At 65.2% G+C, this 15,538-nt stretch carries 18 protein-coding genes; 10 read left to right on the top strand and 8 right to left on the bottom strand.

Annotation, left to right across the window (positions count from 1 at the left end; genetic code table 11):
• Positions 1-188 precede the first annotated feature (188 nt).
• Positions 189-455, top strand: a complete 267-nt coding sequence (gene rpsT, locus J8I34_RS00320) for a 30S ribosomal protein S20 (protein WP_029045968.1) — start codon at positions 189-191, stop codon at positions 453-455.
• 124 nt (positions 456-579) lie between these two features.
• Here rpsT and J8I34_RS00325 read toward each other — a convergent pair whose 3' ends face one another.
• A complete protein-coding gene (locus tag J8I34_RS00325) occupies positions 580-879 on the bottom strand; it encodes a DUF3579 domain-containing protein (RefSeq protein WP_029045969.1) in 300 nt (99 codons plus the stop codon).
• A gap of 428 nt (positions 880-1,307) precedes the next feature.
• Here J8I34_RS00325 and argF point away from each other — a divergent pair, with 428 nt between their 5' ends.
• Both argF and ppnP read left to right on the top strand, forming a co-directional pair.
• Positions 1,308-2,231 (top strand): ornithine carbamoyltransferase, encoded by a 924-nt coding sequence (gene argF / locus J8I34_RS00330; RefSeq protein ID WP_209805108.1) that lies wholly within the window; start codon positions 1,308-1,310, stop codon positions 2,229-2,231.
• Between the two features lie 79 nt (positions 2,232-2,310).
• Positions 2,311-2,622, top strand: a complete 312-nt coding sequence (gene ppnP, locus J8I34_RS00335; protein WP_029045971.1) for a pyrimidine/purine nucleoside phosphorylase — start codon at positions 2,311-2,313, stop codon at positions 2,620-2,622.
• 27 nt (positions 2,623-2,649) lie between these two features.
• On the opposite strand, the gene murB is transcribed toward ppnP, so the two are convergent.
• Positions 2,650-3,660 carry a UDP-N-acetylmuramate dehydrogenase gene (murB, locus tag J8I34_RS00340; protein ID WP_029045972.1) on the bottom strand — a complete coding sequence of 337 codons (1,011 nt, stop codon included), beginning with the start codon at positions 3,658-3,660 and terminating at the stop codon, positions 2,650-2,652.
• A gap of 131 nt (positions 3,661-3,791) precedes the next feature.
• Between murB and J8I34_RS00345 the strand changes: the two genes are divergently transcribed.
• Complete coding sequence (locus J8I34_RS00345; RefSeq protein WP_029045973.1) at positions 3,792-4,277, top strand: YajQ family cyclic di-GMP-binding protein; 486 nt, start codon at positions 3,792-3,794, stop codon at positions 4,275-4,277.
• 54 nt (positions 4,278-4,331) lie between these two features.
• Here the strand turns inward: J8I34_RS00345 and J8I34_RS00350 are convergent, their stop codons facing one another.
• The 3 genes from J8I34_RS00350 to J8I34_RS00360 all read right to left on the bottom strand — a co-directional run bounded on the left by J8I34_RS00350 (position 4,332) and on the right by J8I34_RS00360 (position 5,884).
• Complete coding sequence (locus J8I34_RS00350) at positions 4,332-4,793, bottom strand: DUF192 domain-containing protein (RefSeq protein ID WP_029045974.1); 462 nt, start codon at positions 4,791-4,793, stop codon at positions 4,332-4,334.
• Positions 4,794-4,946: 153 nt separating this feature from the next.
• Positions 4,947-5,138, bottom strand: coding sequence for a hypothetical protein (locus J8I34_RS00355; protein ID WP_209805109.1), 192 nt, complete (start codon positions 5,136-5,138; stop codon positions 4,947-4,949).
• A 104-nt stretch (positions 5,139-5,242) separates the two neighbouring features.
• A complete protein-coding gene (locus J8I34_RS00360) occupies positions 5,243-5,884 on the bottom strand; it encodes a pseudouridine synthase (protein ID WP_209805110.1) in 642 nt (213 codons plus the stop codon).
• A 238-nt stretch (positions 5,885-6,122) separates the two neighbouring features.
• Here J8I34_RS00360 and icd point away from each other — a divergent pair, with 238 nt between their 5' ends.
• Positions 6,123-7,373 (top strand): NADP-dependent isocitrate dehydrogenase, encoded by a 1,251-nt coding sequence (icd, locus tag J8I34_RS00365; protein WP_209805111.1) that lies wholly within the window; start codon positions 6,123-6,125, stop codon positions 7,371-7,373.
• A 149-nt stretch (positions 7,374-7,522) separates the two neighbouring features.
• The gene (locus tag J8I34_RS00370; RefSeq protein ID WP_029045977.1) at positions 7,523-7,984 is read left to right on the top strand and encodes a VOC family protein; all 462 of its coding nucleotides are present in this window, start codon (positions 7,523-7,525) and stop codon (positions 7,982-7,984) included.
• Positions 7,985-8,202: 218 nt separating this feature from the next.
• On the opposite strand, the gene J8I34_RS00375 is transcribed toward J8I34_RS00370, so the two are convergent.
• The gene (locus tag J8I34_RS00375; protein WP_010814999.1) at positions 8,203-8,409 is read right to left on the bottom strand and encodes a cold-shock protein; all 207 of its coding nucleotides are present in this window, start codon (positions 8,407-8,409) and stop codon (positions 8,203-8,205) included.
• Between the two features lie 531 nt (positions 8,410-8,940).
• Here J8I34_RS00375 and clpS point away from each other — a divergent pair.
• From clpS to J8I34_RS00395, 4 genes are all read left to right on the top strand, one after another.
• The gene (clpS, locus tag J8I34_RS00380; RefSeq protein WP_010814998.1) at positions 8,941-9,267 is read left to right on the top strand and encodes an ATP-dependent Clp protease adapter ClpS; all 327 of its coding nucleotides are present in this window, start codon (positions 8,941-8,943) and stop codon (positions 9,265-9,267) included.
• A complete protein-coding gene (gene clpA / locus J8I34_RS00385; RefSeq protein WP_029045978.1) occupies positions 9,264-11,558 on the top strand; it encodes an ATP-dependent Clp protease ATP-binding subunit ClpA in 2,295 nt (764 codons plus the stop codon). Before clpS ends, clpA begins: the two co-directional genes overlap by 4 nt.
• A gap of 160 nt (positions 11,559-11,718) precedes the next feature.
• The gene (locus J8I34_RS00390) at positions 11,719-12,717 is read left to right on the top strand and encodes a tripartite tricarboxylate transporter substrate binding protein (protein ID WP_209805112.1); all 999 of its coding nucleotides are present in this window, start codon (positions 11,719-11,721) and stop codon (positions 12,715-12,717) included.
• Positions 12,718-12,764: 47 nt separating this feature from the next.
• Complete coding sequence (locus J8I34_RS00395) at positions 12,765-13,613, top strand: VOC family protein (RefSeq protein ID WP_029045980.1); 849 nt, start codon at positions 12,765-12,767, stop codon at positions 13,611-13,613.
• A gap of 56 nt (positions 13,614-13,669) precedes the next feature.
• Here the strand turns inward: J8I34_RS00395 and dut are convergent, their stop codons facing one another.
• Both dut and coaBC read right to left on the bottom strand, forming a co-directional pair.
• On the bottom strand, positions 13,670-14,170 hold the full coding sequence (dut, locus tag J8I34_RS00400) for a dUTP diphosphatase (RefSeq protein ID WP_029045981.1): 501 nt from the start codon (positions 14,168-14,170) through the stop codon (positions 13,670-13,672).
• Between the two features lie 30 nt (positions 14,171-14,200).
• Positions 14,201-15,403, bottom strand: coding sequence for a bifunctional phosphopantothenoylcysteine decarboxylase/phosphopantothenate--cysteine ligase CoaBC (gene coaBC / locus J8I34_RS00405; RefSeq protein ID WP_209769378.1), 1,203 nt, complete (start codon positions 15,401-15,403; stop codon positions 14,201-14,203).
• Positions 15,404-15,538 lie beyond the last annotated feature (135 nt).

Raw genomic sequence — 15,538 nt, forward strand, 5'->3', positions numbered from 1 at the left:
CCGCAAGCCCTTCCACGCGCCGGCAAAGTCCCAGCAGCCTTGCGCCGCGGGTCGGCATCTGTGTATAATCATCGATTCACAAGGACAGTTGCGTTCCGGATTCGTGTGTCAGTGCATCCCGGGTCGCTCGATATGACTTAATTGTTGTGTCCCCCGCGGCACGCATCTGAATTCAGGATATTTTCGAAATGGCAAATTCCGCACAAGCTCGCAAGCGCGCCCGCCAGGCCGTTGCCCAGAACGCCCACAACTCCAGCCTGCGCTCGCGTCTGCGCACCGCCGTCAAGGCCGTCCGCAAGGCCATCGACGCCGGCGACAAGGCTGCCGCCGCTGAAGTGTTCAAGAACTCGCAAGCTGTGATCGACAGCATCGCCGACAAGAAGATCGTGCACAAGAACAAGGCTGCACGTCACAAGTCGCGCCTGTCGGCAGCTATCAAGGCCATGGCTGCCTGATAGTTGCCAGGCCGCTGCGGCGGCCCTGCAGCGGCGGAGCTTCGGTTCCGCCAAACAAAAAAGCTCGTCATCCGACGAGCTTTTTGCTTTTCCGGCGCCGCACTTTTGGTGCCTTATCGCGATGTCATTCGAGCGAGCAGGCCTCGACCAGCTGCAGGTTGTTGTCGCGCGCGAAATTCAGCACGAAATCCAGCGCCTTGGGTTCGATGTCGCGCAGCCGCGCATCCACCACCACGCATTTGACGTTGCCGGCGAAGATGGGGCGCACGTAGGGGGAATAGGTCAGGCGGGGATCGCCGGTGTCGCCTTCGGGGCGGAACTGCGCCATTACGCCGCACAGTCGTTCGGCCCAGTCGCTCGGTCGGAAGGTCTTGCCTTCCTTGGTAATGCCTTGGATAAAGTATTCGCGAACGTTGGGGTTCATGAGGCTGGACACTGCGGGTGAGGCGACGACTCGACGGTTAAACCCGCGGAAACGGGCGCCCGTTTGACGCGGCTGGTGCGCGTTTGGTTCGCGCTTTTTCCGGCCGGGAAGGCGGGGCGTCGGTGTCTGCGGGGGCACTTTTGATGCCGGCGGCGCGCAGCGGCAAGGTATGCCGGGGCCCCGCGTGAATCAGCGAGTATTATATCTTATATAAGACTTGCGCATAAGGGCGGAATCCTGTCAGGAACCTGTCAACGCGGGTTGCGCGGCGCCTGTCACGGGTTGTCCCGGGCTGGGCAAAGCAGAAATAATCCCTTATGATTCCTGCAGTTAAATTGCGTATGCGACGCGAAAGGCGGCTCCGCGGCGCGCTCAGGTCATGAGCACCTCATGACGGCGCGTCCCCACCGAGCCGCCTTCTTTGTTTTATGAGCCCAACCCCGATCAAGCATTACCTCCAGTTCAGCGACTTCACTCCCGACGAGTACGAGTACCTGCTGGACCGCGCGCGGATCCTGAAGGCCAAGTTCAAGAACTACGAGACCTGGCACCCGCTGCATGACCGCACGCTGGCCATGATCTTCGAGAAGAATTCCACGCGTACGCGCCTGTCGTTCGAAGCTGGCATCCACCAGCTCGGCGGCCATGCCGTGTTCCTGAATACGCGCGACTCGCAGCTGGGCCGCGGCGAGCCGATCGAGGATGCGGCGCAGGTGATCTCGCGCATGGTCGACATCATCATGATCCGAACCTTCGGCCAGGACATCCTCGACCGCTTCGCCGCGCACTCGCGCGTGCCGGTGATCAACGGGCTGACCAACGAATACCACCCGTGCCAGGTGCTGGCCGACATCTTCACCTACATCGAGCAGCGCGGCAGCATCCGCGGCAAGACCGTGGCGTGGATCGGCGATGCCAACAACATGGCCTATACCTGGATCCAGGCGGCCGAACGGCTGGGCTTCACCTTCCATTTCTCGGCGCCGCCGGGATACCAGCTCGATCCGGCCATGGTGCCGCCGTCCGCCGCCAGCCTGGTCAAGGTTTTCGAAGATCCCCTCGCAGCCTGCCTGGGCGCGAGCCTGGTTACCACCGACGTCTGGACCAGCATGGGTTTCGAGGCCGAGAACGAAGCCCGCAAGCGCGCCTTCAAGGACTGGATGGTCACCACCGCGATGATGGATCGCGCCGAGCCCGACGCGCTGTTCATGCACTGCCTGCCGGCGCACCGCGGCGAGGAAGTCGAGGCCGCCGTGATCGACGGCCCCAAGAGCGTGGTCTGGGACGAGGCGGAAAACCGCCTGCACGTGCAGAAGGCGCTGATGGAATACCTGCTCTGCGGCCGCTACTGAGCGCGCGCGGAGTGAACAAGGGAGGGGCCGCGATGGCCCCTCTTTTTACGTCTGATTCAAGACAGTGAAGGAGATGGAAGTGAGCCAGTTCGACAACGTATCGGTCGTCAAGAAAGCCAACCTGTATTTCGACGGCAAGTGCGTGAGCCATACCGTGCTGTTCCCGGATGGCACCCGCAAGACGCTGGGCGTGATTTTCCCGGCTTCGCTGACGTTCAACACCGGCGCGCCGGAAATCATGGAAATCAACGGCGGCAGCTGCCGCGTGCGCCTGGCTGGCGCGGAAGACTGGCAGACCTACGGCGCTGGCCAGCAGTTCAGCGTGCCGGGCAACAGCAGCTTCGACATCGAGGTGCTGGAGACGCTGGACTACGTCTGCCACTTCGGCTGATCGGCGGGCCAGCAGGCGCTACCCGCGCTACAGCACCACCGGCTCGGGCTCGATCCGCACGCCGAAGCGGGCTTCGACGGAATCCGCGATGCGGTTGGCCAGCGCCAGCAGCATCGCCCCGGTGCCGCCGCCATGGTGCACCAGCACCAGCGCCTGCTTGCCATAGACACCCACCGGGCCGTCGTTGACGCCCTTGAAGCCGCAGCGGTCGATCAGCCAGCCCGCGGCCAGCTTGTAGCTGCCATCCGGCTGGGGATAGCTGACCAGGTCGGAATTGGCTTGCAGCAGCGTATCGCGTTGCGCGGCGCTGACCAGCGGGTTCTTGAAGAAGCTGCCGGCGTTACCGATCTGCGCGGGATCGGGCAGCTTGCGCGTGCGGATCGCCACCACCGCGTCGCGGACCGTGGCGGCATCCAGGGCAAATTTGCCGGTCAGCTCGCGCGCCAGTTCGCCGTAGGACAGTACCGGCTGCCATGCCTTGGGCAAGCGCAGCGTCACCGCGGTAATGATGTAGCGGCCGGCGCCGGCCTGCTTGAACAGGCTGTCACGGTAGCCGAAGCCGCATGCGCGCTGGTCCAGCCAGACGAACACGCCGGCATGGCGGTCATAGGCGCGCACGCCTTCGAAGCGGTCGCGCAGTTCAACTCCGTAGGCGCCGATATTCTGGATCGGCGCGGCGCCCGCGGTGCCGGGGATCAGCGCCAGGTTCTCCAGCCCAGGCATGCTGTCGGCGATGGTGCGGTTGACCAGCGCATTCCAGTTCTCGCCGGCGCCGGCAGTGACCAGCCAGGCGTCATCGGCATCCTCGACCTGGTAGCCCTGGATCTCCATCAGCAGCACCAGCGCATCGAGGTCGCGCGTCAGCACCACGTTGCTGCCGCCGCCCAGCACCACCAGCGGCAGTCCATTGGCGCGCGGGTCCGCGAGGGCCTCGACGAGGTCGGCTTCGCTGCGCACATGCACGGCGAAGCGTGCGCGCGCATCGAATCCGAATGTATTGTGGCGGCGCAGGGGATAAAATTCGTGGAAATCTGCCATGCAAGGGGATAGGTGACGCGGCCGCCGCTGGTGGTGAGCGTTGCGGCCCCTGGCTGCGAGGTAGGCTTGAATTATACGGAAGGCGATGCCGATGGCCGCCTTCCGGGCATATGGATCACAAGGAGAATGCAATGCCGTCGTTTGACGTAGTGTGCGAAGCGAACATGGTCGAGGTGAAGAACGCCGTCGAGCAATCCAACAAGGAAATCTCGACCCGCTTCGATTTCAAGGGCTCGGACGCCCGGGTCGAGCAGAAGGAAAACGAACTGACCGCCTTTGCCGACGACGATTTCAAGCTGGACCAGGTGAAGGATGTGCTGATCAACAAGATGGCCAAGCGCAATGTCGATGTGCGCTTCCTGGACTACGGCAAGACCGAAAAGATCAGCGGCGACAAGGTCAAGCAGGTCATCACCATCAAGAAGGGCGTGACCGGCGACCTGGCCAAGAAGATCGTGCGCATGATCAAGGACAGCAAGATCAAGGTGCAGGCCAGCATCCAGGGCGACGCGGTGCGCGTCTCGGGTACCAAGCGCGACGACCTGCAGAACGTGATCGCCATGCTGCGCAAGGACGTCTCGGAAGCGCCGCTGGACTTCAACAACTTCCGCGACTGAGCGGAATCCACCCCGGGCCGGCGCCCATGCCGGCCCCGCCTGCCGCCGCGGCGCTCAGCGCGCCTGCGGCAGCCCGCTGATCTTCGCGCCGGCGCGGATGCCCTTCTGCGCGAACCAGCCCTGGTTCATTTCCAGCGCATAGCGGATCGCCGTCTTCGGGCAGTGATTGTTCTCGGTGCGCGGCGCCATGTCCTCGATATTGACGATGGTTCCGTCGTCGGCCAGGAAAGCGATCGAAAGCGGCAGCTCGGTATTGCGCATCCAGAAGCAGTGCCCGGCCTTCTGCTCGAACACGAACAGCATGCCGCCGTTGGCCGGCATGCTCTTGCGGTACATCAGCCCCTGTTCGCGCGCCGCCGGCGTGGCGGCGACCTCGGCCCGGATCGCGTACATGCCTGCGGTCAGAGGCACCACCGGCAGCGCGGCTTGCGCCTGGGCCTGGCCGGCAACCAGCATGGCCAGCACAGTGGCGGTACGGATGCGGCGTGTCAACGGCGTCTTGGACAGGAGGGACATGGTGTTCGGTCTGGAAGGGCGCGGACGGCAGCCGCAAGCATAGCGCACGCGCCGCGCCGATGGATTGGCGACGGCCAAAACAACAAAGGCAGGCGCCTGGCGGCTGCCTGCCTATTTTCCGCCGGCGCATGGCCGGCAGCGAGCGCCGGCGGCTTACTGCGCGGCCGGGGCCGAAGCCGTGGCGGCCTTCTTGTGGGTGGTCTTCTTGTGGGTGGTCTTCTTCTTTGCGGCCTTCGGGGCTTCCTTGGTGGCCGCGGGCGCTGCGGCGTCGGCAGGTGCCGAAGCCTGGGCGAAGGCGCCGGTGGCGAACAGGCCGACAACCAGAGCAGCGATCAGTTTTTTCATGGCGATTACCTCGAAGGATAAGAACAGTCGGAAGTCGTGACGCGTGATTGGACGTGTCACCGACAAGAACGAGGCGTCTGGATGGCGCGTTGACGCGCCATTTGTTAGCTTTTGTAACGAGAACGCCGCTTGGCGTCGTTCGCCTGTCTGGGCTTTGAGACATGGGTGGCCGGCGCACGTGCCGCCGGCAAGCCCAGTGCACCGGGCTCGACCTCGCGGGATTCGCCAGGTGCGAGACCGAGCGCGCGCAGGTCGAGCGGCCCAATGCCCACGCGGACCAGCCGCAGCGTGGGGAAGCCGACGGCCGCGGTCATGCGCCGCACCTGCCGGTTCTTGCCCTCGCGAATCTTCAGCTCGAGCCACGAGGTCGGGATCGCGGCTCGATAACGCACCGGCGGATCGCGAGCCCAGAGCCACTCGGGCTCACCGATCGCGCGCGCCCGCGCCGGCTGCGTGACGAAGTCGCCAAGGTCGACACCGGCGCGCAGCCGCGCCAGCGCGGCCGCATCGGGAATGCCTTCGACCTGGGCGAGGTAAGTCTTTTCCAGCTTGTGGCGCGGATCGGCAATGCGCGCCTGCAGCGCGCCGTCATCTGTCAGCAGCAGCAGGCCTTCGCTGTCCGCATCAAGCCGGCCGGCGGGGTATACGCCCGGCATGTCCACGTACGCGGCGAGAGTGGGCCGCGTTGGGTGTTCCGAGAACTGGCTCATGGTGCCGAACGGCTTGTTCAGGGCAATCAGGGTCATGGGGCGCAAGTATGCCGCAGCCGCGCACCGTGGTTGGCGGATGATGAAAAATTACTGCATAATACGAAATCAGTCTTGTGTCTTATATAAGACCAAGACTTGCTTGAATGTAGGCTTGGGTGGTGCAATGCAGTACGGGGCGGGCGGCGATGCCCGCTACAATGCCAGCGCCATCTCCCGACTCTCGCCGTCGGCCAAGCACCGGCGGCCGTCTAAACCGTTTCGTACTGGAGACGTCATGTATCAACACATCAAGGTTCCGGCCGGCGAAAAGATCACGGTCAACCAGGATTTTTCGCTGAATGTCCCGGACAACCCCATCATTCCCTATATCGAAGGCGACGGTACGGGCGTCGATATCACGCCGGTGATGATCAAGGTGGTTGATGCGGCCGTGGCCAAGGCCTACGGCGGCAAGCGCAAGATCGCCTGGATGGAGATCTACGCCGGCGAGAAGTCGACCAAGGTCTACGGCCCGGACGTGTGGCTGCCGGACGAAACCCTGGATGTGCTCAAGGAATACGTGGTCTCGATCAAGGGCCCGCTGACCACGCCGGTGGGCGGCGGCATCCGCTCGCTCAACGTGGCGCTGCGCCAGCAGCTGGACCTGTACGTCTGCCTGCGCCCGGTGCGTTACTTCAAGGGCGTGCCTTCGCCGGTGCGCGAGCCGGAAAAGACCGACATGGTGATCTTCCGCGAGAACTCGGAAGACATCTATGCCGGCATTGAATGGGCGGCGGAAAGCGAACAGGCGAAGAAACTCATCAAGTTCCTGCAGGACGAGATGGGCGTGAAGAAGATCCGCTTCCCGGCCACCTCGGGCATCGGCATCAAGCCGGTTTCGCGCGAGGGCACCGAGCGCCTGGTGCGCAAGGCGATCCAGTACGCCATTGACAACGACAAGCCGTCGGTGACGCTGGTGCACAAGGGCAACATCATGAAGTTCACCGAGGGTGGCTTCCGTGACTGGGGCTACGAGCTGGCGCAAAAGGAATTCGGCGCCGAGCTGGTCGACGGTGGCCCGTGGTGCAAGTTCAAGAACCCGAAGACCGGCAAGGACATCGTCATCAAGGACGCCATTGCCGACGCCTTCCTGCAGCAGATCCTGCTGCGTCCGGCCGAATACTCGGTGATCGCCACGCTGAACCTGAACGGAGACTACGTTTCGGACGCCCTGGCCGCGCAGGTCGGCGGCATCGGCATTGCCCCGGGCGCCAACATGTCGGACTCGGTCGCCATGTTCGAAGCCACCCACGGCACCGCGCCCAAGTACGCCGGCAAGGACTACGTCAACCCGGGCTCGGAAATCCTGTCGGCGGAAATGATGCTGCGCCACATGGGCTGGACCGAGGCCGCGGACCTGATCATCGCGTCGATGGAAAAGTCGATCCTGTCCAAAAAGGTCACGTACGATTTCGCCCGCCTGCTCGAAGGCGCGACCCAGGTCTCGTGCTCGGGGTTCGGCCAGGTGATGATCGAAAATATGTAAGCAAGGACTCCCGCTGCGGCGGGCACCCTGCCTTGGAAAAACCCCGCAGCCGTGCCCCGGCCGCGGGGTTTTTTCCTTGCGCCGGCCAGCACCGTTGCCTAGAACGTCAGGGATTGCAATGGACGGGCCGGTGGCCCGGGGAGACTGCCATGGACGATCCCTTCCGCCGCACCGCCTTCGGCGCGGCCATCTTCTACAAGGACCCGCTGGCCGCGCTGGACTGGCTGGAACGCGCTTTCGGCTTCCAGCGGGTCATGGTGATACGAGACCAGCAGGACCAGCTGGTGCACTCGGAAATGCGCTTCGGCGACAGCTACCTGATGGTCGGCAGCGAGTGGGCGGACTTTACCGCCAGCCCGGCGTCGATCGGCGGCAAGAATACGCAGACGGTGCATGTGCACCTGCGGGACGGGCTTGACCAGCACTGCGAGCGGGCCCGCGCCGCCGGGGCCGTGATCTTGCGCGAGCCGCAGGACGAGTTCTATGGCGACCGCTCCTACACGGCCCGGGACCCGGAAGGCCATGTCTGGACCTTCGGGCAGACTGTGCGGCAGGTCACAAAGGAAGAGGCCGAGCAAGCCAGCGGGTTGAAGATCGACGGCTGGGCCTGAGCTGACCAGCCCCACGGCGGCCTGAGAAAGCAGAAAGCCCGGCACGAGGCCGGGCTTTCCGTCGGATGCGGTGCGTGCAGCTGATATGCGCCAGCGCCTTCCCGGCCGCCTGAGGCAGCCTGGCAGGCACCGGCGCCGATCCCGTCCCGGGGGAGCTCCCCCCGCACCCTCCAGACCGCTCCACGGCTCTGTCGGCCGGGATACGGTCGCGGCGCAGCTTAGCTGGCGTCCTGGATATTGGTGGCCTGCTTGCCCTTGGGGCCCTGGACCACCTCGAACGAGACGCGCTGGCCTTCCTTCAGCGTCTTGAAGCCCGACATCTGGATAGCCGAAAAGTGCGCAAACAGTTCTTCTTCGCCCTCGTCCGGCTTGATAAAACCGAAACCCTTGGCGTCATTGAACCATTTGACGATACCGCTTGCCATATACTCCCCCAACGAAATAGCAGATTTCAAAGCGGGGAAGCCGGTACCAGCCGGATGATACGGACCGCGGTGCACGCACTGCGACGCCATGACCGGCCGCGTCCTGAGGTGCGGCCGGCGATGACGCGCGGCGAGGTGCAATCGCGTGGCGGCCAGTCTCGATGCTGACTCGCCGCCGCCCGGCCGTGGGCCTCCCTGCTCACGGATCACCCGCTCATTGGCCTTTTGCTTTGGCTCGCTGGCTTCAGGCGGGTGTGCGACCGATTTTTCTGTCAAACAAACATACTGTCAAGCTGGCGGAATCCCCACTGCGGGCAGGGTGTGGTGGGAAACGGACGGCGCGGGATGGTACCTTGGCGGCAAGCATCGGGTATTGTCCGGATCAGTCCCGGCGGTTTCCGTCACGTGCATTGCAATGCCTCTGGCGCGCGGTTCCGCGCTTTTCCATAACCGGAAACAGGTAGCCCGGCCCTTGAATCCGGCGCCTTTTCCCCAAATTGCAGAGTTGCGAGTAAGGGTTAGAATAAAGCCATGGCTACACGGCTTGCGAATGTCCCACAACGCGAAGCGGGCACCATCCTGGAGCGGAAAGAGCAGGCGCTTAAACCGCCTGCCATGTTCAAGGTGGTGCTGCTTAACGACGACTACACTCCGATGGAGTTTGTCGTGATGATCCTGCAGCAGTATTTCAGCAGGGACCGGGAAACGGCGACGCAGATCATGCTGACCGTGCACCGGGAAGGAAAGGGCGTCTGCGGTATCTACACCAGAGATATCGCGGCGACAAAAGTCGAGCTGGTGTCAACGCACGCGCGGCAGGCGGGGCACCCCTTGCAGTGCGTGATGGAGGAAGCATGATTGCGCAAGAATTGGAAGTGAGCCTGCACATGGCTTTCGTCGAAGCCCGGCAGGCACGCCACGAGTTCATTACCGTGGAGCATCTGCTGCTGGCATTGCTCGACAATCCCACGGCAGCTGAAGTCTTGCGCGCCTGCGCGGCCAATATCGAGGACCTGCGCACCAGCCTTAAGAACTTCATTGCGGATAACACGCCGGTGGTGCCGGGGACCGACGAAGTCGATACCCAGCCCACGCTCGGCTTCCAGCGCGTGATCCAGCGCGCGATCATGCACGTCCAGTCCACTTCCAACGGCAAGAAGGAAGTGACCGGTGCCAACGTGCTGGTCGCCATCTTCGGCGAGAAGGATTCGCACGCGGTCTACTACCTGCAGCAGCAGGGCGTGACGCGTCTGGACGTGGTCAATTTCATCAGCCACGGCATCCGCAAGGACCAGTCCGAGCCCGCCAAGCACGGCGACAATGCCGGCGAAGGCGAAGGCGGCGACGGCAAGGAAAGCCCGCTCGAGCAGTACACCCAGAATCTGAACGCGCTGGCCAAGGCCGGCAAGATCGATCCATTGATCGGCCGCGAAAGCGAAGTCGAGCGCGTGGTGCAGGTGCTGTGCCGCCGGCGCAAGAACAACCCGCTGCTGGTGGGCGAGGCCGGCGTCGGCAAGACCGCCATTGCGGAGGGCCTGGCCTGGCGCATTACCAAGAACGAAGTGCCGGACATCCTGGAAAAGGCCACCGTCTACTCGCTCGACATGGGCGCGCTGCTGGCCGGCACCAAGTACCGCGGTGACTTCGAGCAGCGCCTGAAGGGCGTGCTCAAGTCGCTCAAGGACAATCCCAACGCGATCCTGTTCATCGACGAAATCCACACGCTGATCGGCGCGGGCGCCGCGTCGGGCGGGACGCTGGACGCCAGCAACCTGCTCAAGCCGGCGCTGTCGTCGGGCCAGCTCAAGTGCATCGGCGCGACCACCTTCACCGAGTACCGCGGTATCTTCGAGAAGGACGCGGCACTGTCGCGGCGCTTCCAGAAGATCGATGTGGTCGAGCCCTCGGTCGACCAGACCGTGCAGATCCTGCGCGGCCTGAAGTCGCGCTTCGAGGAGCACCATGGCGTCAAGTACGCGGCTTCGGCGCTGACCGCCGCGGCCGAGCTGTCGGCCCGCTTCATCACCGACCGCCACCTGCCGGACAAGGCGATCGACGTGATCGACGAGGCCGGCGCGGCGCAGCGCATCCTGCCGAAGTCCAAGCAGAAGAAGACCATCGGCAAGGGCGAGATCGAGGACATCGTCTCGCGCATCGCGCGCATCCCGCCGCAGAGCGTGAACCAGGACGACCGCAGCAAGCTGCAGACGCTGGAACGCGACCTGAAGTCGGTGGTGTTCGGCCAGGATCCGGCGATCGAGGCGCTGGCCTCTGCGATCAAGATGTCGCGCGCCGGCCTGGGCAAGACCGACAAGCCAATCGGCTCGTTCCTGTTCTCGGGTCCCACCGGCGTGGGCAAGACCGAGGTCGCCAAGCAGCTGGCCTTCATCATGGGCATCGAGCTGCTGCGCTTCGACATGTCCGAATATATGGAACGCCATGCGGTCAGCCGCCTGATCGGCGCGCCGCCGGGATACGTCGGCTTCGACCAGGGCGGCCTGCTGACCGAGGCCGTCACCAAGAAGCCGCACTGCGTGCTGCTGCTGGATGAAATCGAGAAAGCGCATCCGGATATCTTCAATATCCTGCTGCAGGTGATGGATCATGGATCGCTGACCGACAACAACGGCCGGCGCGCCGACTTCCGCAACGTGATCATCATCATGACCACCAATGCGGGGGCGGAAACCATGAACCGCGCCACCATCGGCTTCACCAGCTCACGCGAGCAGGGCGACGAGATGGCCGACATCAAGCGCATGTTCACGCCGGAGTTCCGCAACCGGCTGGATGCCACCATCAGCTTCCGCTCGCTGGATGAGGAAATCATCCTGCGCGTGGTCGACAAGTTCCTGATGCAGCTGGAAGAGCAGCTGCACGAGAAGAAGGTGGAAGCCAGCTTCAGCGAGAAGCTGCGCAAGTTCCTGGCGCACAAGGGCTTCGACCCGCTGATGGGCGCGCGTCCGATGCAACGCCTGATCCAGGACATGATCCGCAAGGCGCTGGCTGACGAGTTGCTGTTTGGCAGGCTGGTGTCCGGCGGCAAGGTGGTGGTCGACCTGGACGAGCAGGACCAGATCAAGCTCGATTTCTCCGAGATCGAGCCGGAACCGCCAGAGGCGCCGGAAGAGCAGCGCGCCGAGGCCTGAGCGGCAACCGATCCGGCCGAAAATCGCACCGGATCGTGGCGATCCGGGCGCGGCTTGGCCGGGGTTGCCTGCAACGTGGCCGATCATCGGGCAAAATACAGGGGGCGGCAGTGATGCCGCCCCCTCTTTTTTGTCCCGGCCGCCAACGCCCGAATACCCGATGTCCTCTGCCGAACGCACGCGGCGCCGCCGCCTGCTGCTCAAGATCCTGCCGCTGGGCGCCATGCCCGTCCCGATGATGCATGCCGCTGCAGCCGACGCGCCGGCAGGCAACCGTCCACTGGCGCTGGTGCTGCCGTTCCCGCCGGGCGGCAGTGTCGATATCGTCGCGCGGCAGCTGCAGCCGGGGCTGAAGGCGGCACTGGGGCAGACCGTGGTGGTCGACAACAAGCCGGGTGCCGGAGGCCTGATCGCGTCCAGCGCCGTGGCGCGCGCCAAGCCGGACGGCAGCACGCTGCTGATGGCCTTCGATACGCACGCCATCAACCCGTTCGCCTACAAGCAGCTGCCCTACGACACCTTCCAAGATTTCACGCCGATCTCGCAGCTGGTGCGCTTTCCGCTGGTGATCGCGGCCAATCCCTCGTTGCCGGCGGCCAACGTGCGCGAGCTGGTGGCGCTGGCCAAGGCTAGGCCCGATAGCGTGCGTTATGCCTCGTCCGGCATCGGCAGCCTGAACCAGCTTGCAGCCGAGGCGCTGGCGACCGAAGCCGGCATGCACATGCTCCACGTGCCCTACAAGGGGGGTGGCCCGGCCGTGCAGGCGGTGCTGGCCAACGAGGTCGATCTGTTCTTCAGCAGCTATGCCGCGGTACAGGCGCATGTGGCCGCCCGGACCATCAAGGTGCTGGGCGTGACCGGTACCAGCCGCCTGCGTCAGTTGCCGCAGGTGCTGACCGTGGCCGAGCAGGGGCTCAAGGGCTTTGAAGCCTATTCCTGGATCGGCGTGTTCGGGCCCGCCGGCCTGCCCGCGGCAACGATCACGCGGATCCACCAGGCGCTGGTCGAATCGCTGCGCCAGCCGCGCGTGGTCGATGCGCTGGCAGCCCAGGGCTTCGAGGTCGTCGGCGGTAGCCCGGCCGACCTCGGCAAGCTGGTGCGCCAGGAGCACGACAAGTGGCAGGCCGTGGCGCGCAAAGCCAATATCCAGTTCGAATGACGGCGGCCGGCGCAGGCGCGCCCGCCGCACAGACTGAGGTGATGTCGATGGCAAGCCAAGCGGAAATGTTCGACCACGCGGTGGTGGTGTGTCCCGACCTCGATGCGGGGGCGCAGGCCTGGCAACGGCTCGGCTTTACGCTGACGCCGCGCGGCTATCACACGCTGGGTTCACAGAACCATTGCATCATGCTGCGGCACGACTACGTCGAGCTGCTGCACGTCACCGCGCCCACGCCAAGCCGCCAGTACTACTGGGACGCGCAGGCGCGCGGCGGCGGCTGCGCGGCGATGTCATGCAAGAGCGACGACGCATTCGGCACGGCCGCGCGGCTGCGTGCGTCGGGTTGGTACACCTCGGATCCGATCGAGTTCTCGCGCCCGGTACGGCTTGACGACGGCAGCGAACATCCCGCCACGTTCCGCGTGACCGCGCTCGATGATGCGCCGGGTGCACGCTATTTCTTCTGCGAGCATCGCACGCCCGAGCTGCTGTGGCGACCGGAATGGATGTCGCACGCCAACGGCGCCGACAGCATCGCGACCATGTTCCTGGTGGTGGCGCCCGCGCTGGTCGATGCCGCCGCGCGGGCCTACGCGGAACTGACCGGCGGTGAGCTGACGCAGCTGAGCGAGCATGTCAGCAGCCTGGCGCTGGATGACGCCACGCTGGTGGTCAGCACGCCGCAGGCGCTGGCCTCGGCGACCGGGACCGCGCATGTGCGCAGGGATGTGCCGGGCTACGCCGCGATGCGCCTGCGCACCGGCGACCTCGCCGCGGCGCGCACGCTCTGGCGCAACGCCGGCGTGCCGGTCCAGGACCTGGGCCTGCGCGAGACACTGGTGCCGGCCGAAGCGGCCGGCGGCGTGGCGTTGCTGTTCGAGCAGCGCGGCTGAAATGCAAACTGGCGCCGCAGGGGGCGCCAGTCTTGCTTTGACAGCGTGCCTGGGCCTCAGGCGCTGGCCTTGGCGTGATGCACGCCGGTCGAGCCGAAGCCACCGGCGCCGCGCTCGCTGTCTTCGCTGAACTCGTCTACCGTCGTGAACACCGGCCGCAGCACCGGCACGAACATCATCTGCGCGATGCGCTCGCCCGGCTGGATCACGATCGGCTCGGTGCCCGGCGCGTTGCGGTTCCACACGCTGACCATGATCTGGCCCTGATAGTCGGCATCGATCACGCCGATCGAGTTGCCCAGCACCAGGCCCTTCTTGTGGCCCAGGCCCGAGCGCGGCACGATGGTCGCGGCCATGTAGGGGTTGCCCATGTGAACGGCGATGCCGGCCGGGACCAATTGCGCGGGCGTGCCCGGGGCGATCGACACCGGCGTGTCGACGCAGGCATGCAGGTCGATGGCGGCGGCCATTTCGCTTTGATAGGCAGGCAGGCCCCACTCGTTCAGGCGGGCATCGAGCACCTTGATTTCGACGGCGGGGTTCAGAGGCTGGGTCATAAACAATCTCGGGGAAATTCGTTTCAACAATCAGGGACGTGCCCGCCCGGGCAGGCGCTGGCCGATGGCGGCAACGAGCTGGCGCGCCAGCGACAGCTTGTCGGCGCGCGGCAGCCGCGTCATGCCGGCGGCATCGAACAGCACGATCTCGTTGTCGTCCAGGCCAAAGGTATGGTGGCCGATATTGCCGACCAGCAGCGGCACGCCCTTGCGCTGGCGCTTCTGTTCGCCGTACTGCTCCAGGTTCTCGCTCTCCGCGGCGAAGCCGACGCAGTAGGGCGCATCCGCGCGCGCCGCCACGGTGGCGAGGATGTCAGGGTTCTGCACGAACTGCAGCGTGGGCGTGTCGGTGTCGTTGGCCTTCTTCAGCTTCTGCTGGGCCACCTCGGCGGGGCGCCAGTCGGCCACCGCGGCCACCGCGACGAACACATCGGCGCCGGGCAACTGCGCCAGCACTGCGTCATGCATCTGCTGCGCACTGCGCACGTCGGTGCGCATCACGCCGCGCGGCGTCGGCAGGCTGGTTGGCCCCGCCACCAGCAGGACTTCGGCGCCGGCCTCGCGCGCCGCACGCGCGATCGAGAAGCCCATCTTGCCGGACGACAGGTTGGTGATGCCGCGCACGGGATCGATTGCCTCGAAGGTCGGCCCGGCGGTGATCAGCACGCGCTTGCCTTGCAGCGGCTTGGGCTGGAAGAAGGCGATGATGTCGTCGAGCAGTTCTTCCGGTTCGAGCATGCGGCCGTCGCCGACCTCGCCGCAGGCCTGGTCGCCGCTGCCGGGCCCAAGGATCGTTACGCCGTCGGCGCGCAGCTGCGCGGCGTTGCGCTGCGTTGCCGGCGCGGCCCACATCTGGCGGTTCATCGCCGGCGCCACCAGCAGCGGGCAGTCGCGCGCGATGCACAGCGTGCTAAGCAGGTCGTCGCACAGGCCGTTGGCCAGGCGCGCCATGAAATCGGTGGAAGCCGGGGCGATGACGATGGCGTCGGCCTCGCGCGAGAGGTCGATATGCGCCATGTTGTTGTCGATGCGGGCGTCCCACTGCGACAGGAACACCGGGCGGCCGGACAGCGCCTGCATCGTCACCGGGGTAATGAAGTGGGTCGCCGCCTCGGTCATGGCCACCTGCACGGTGGCGCCGGCCTTGGTCAGCAGGCGAACCAGCTCGGCCGACTTGTAGCAGGCGATGCCGCCGGTGAGGCCGAGAACGATGTGCTTGCCGCGCAAATCCATGGTGGGGAATCTGGCTGGGGAGAAAGGGAAATGATACCGGGGATGCCGGCTGGGGGTTTGCTCCCCTGAGGGTTGCTCCCTCTCCCGCTCGCGGGAGAGGGGAACACCATCGGTTTGCTTAGCCTAGTCGCTATG

It is taken from the genome of Cupriavidus phytohabitans (genome assembly GCF_017815025.1).
Lineage (GTDB): Bacteria > Pseudomonadota > Gammaproteobacteria > Burkholderiales > Burkholderiaceae > Cupriavidus.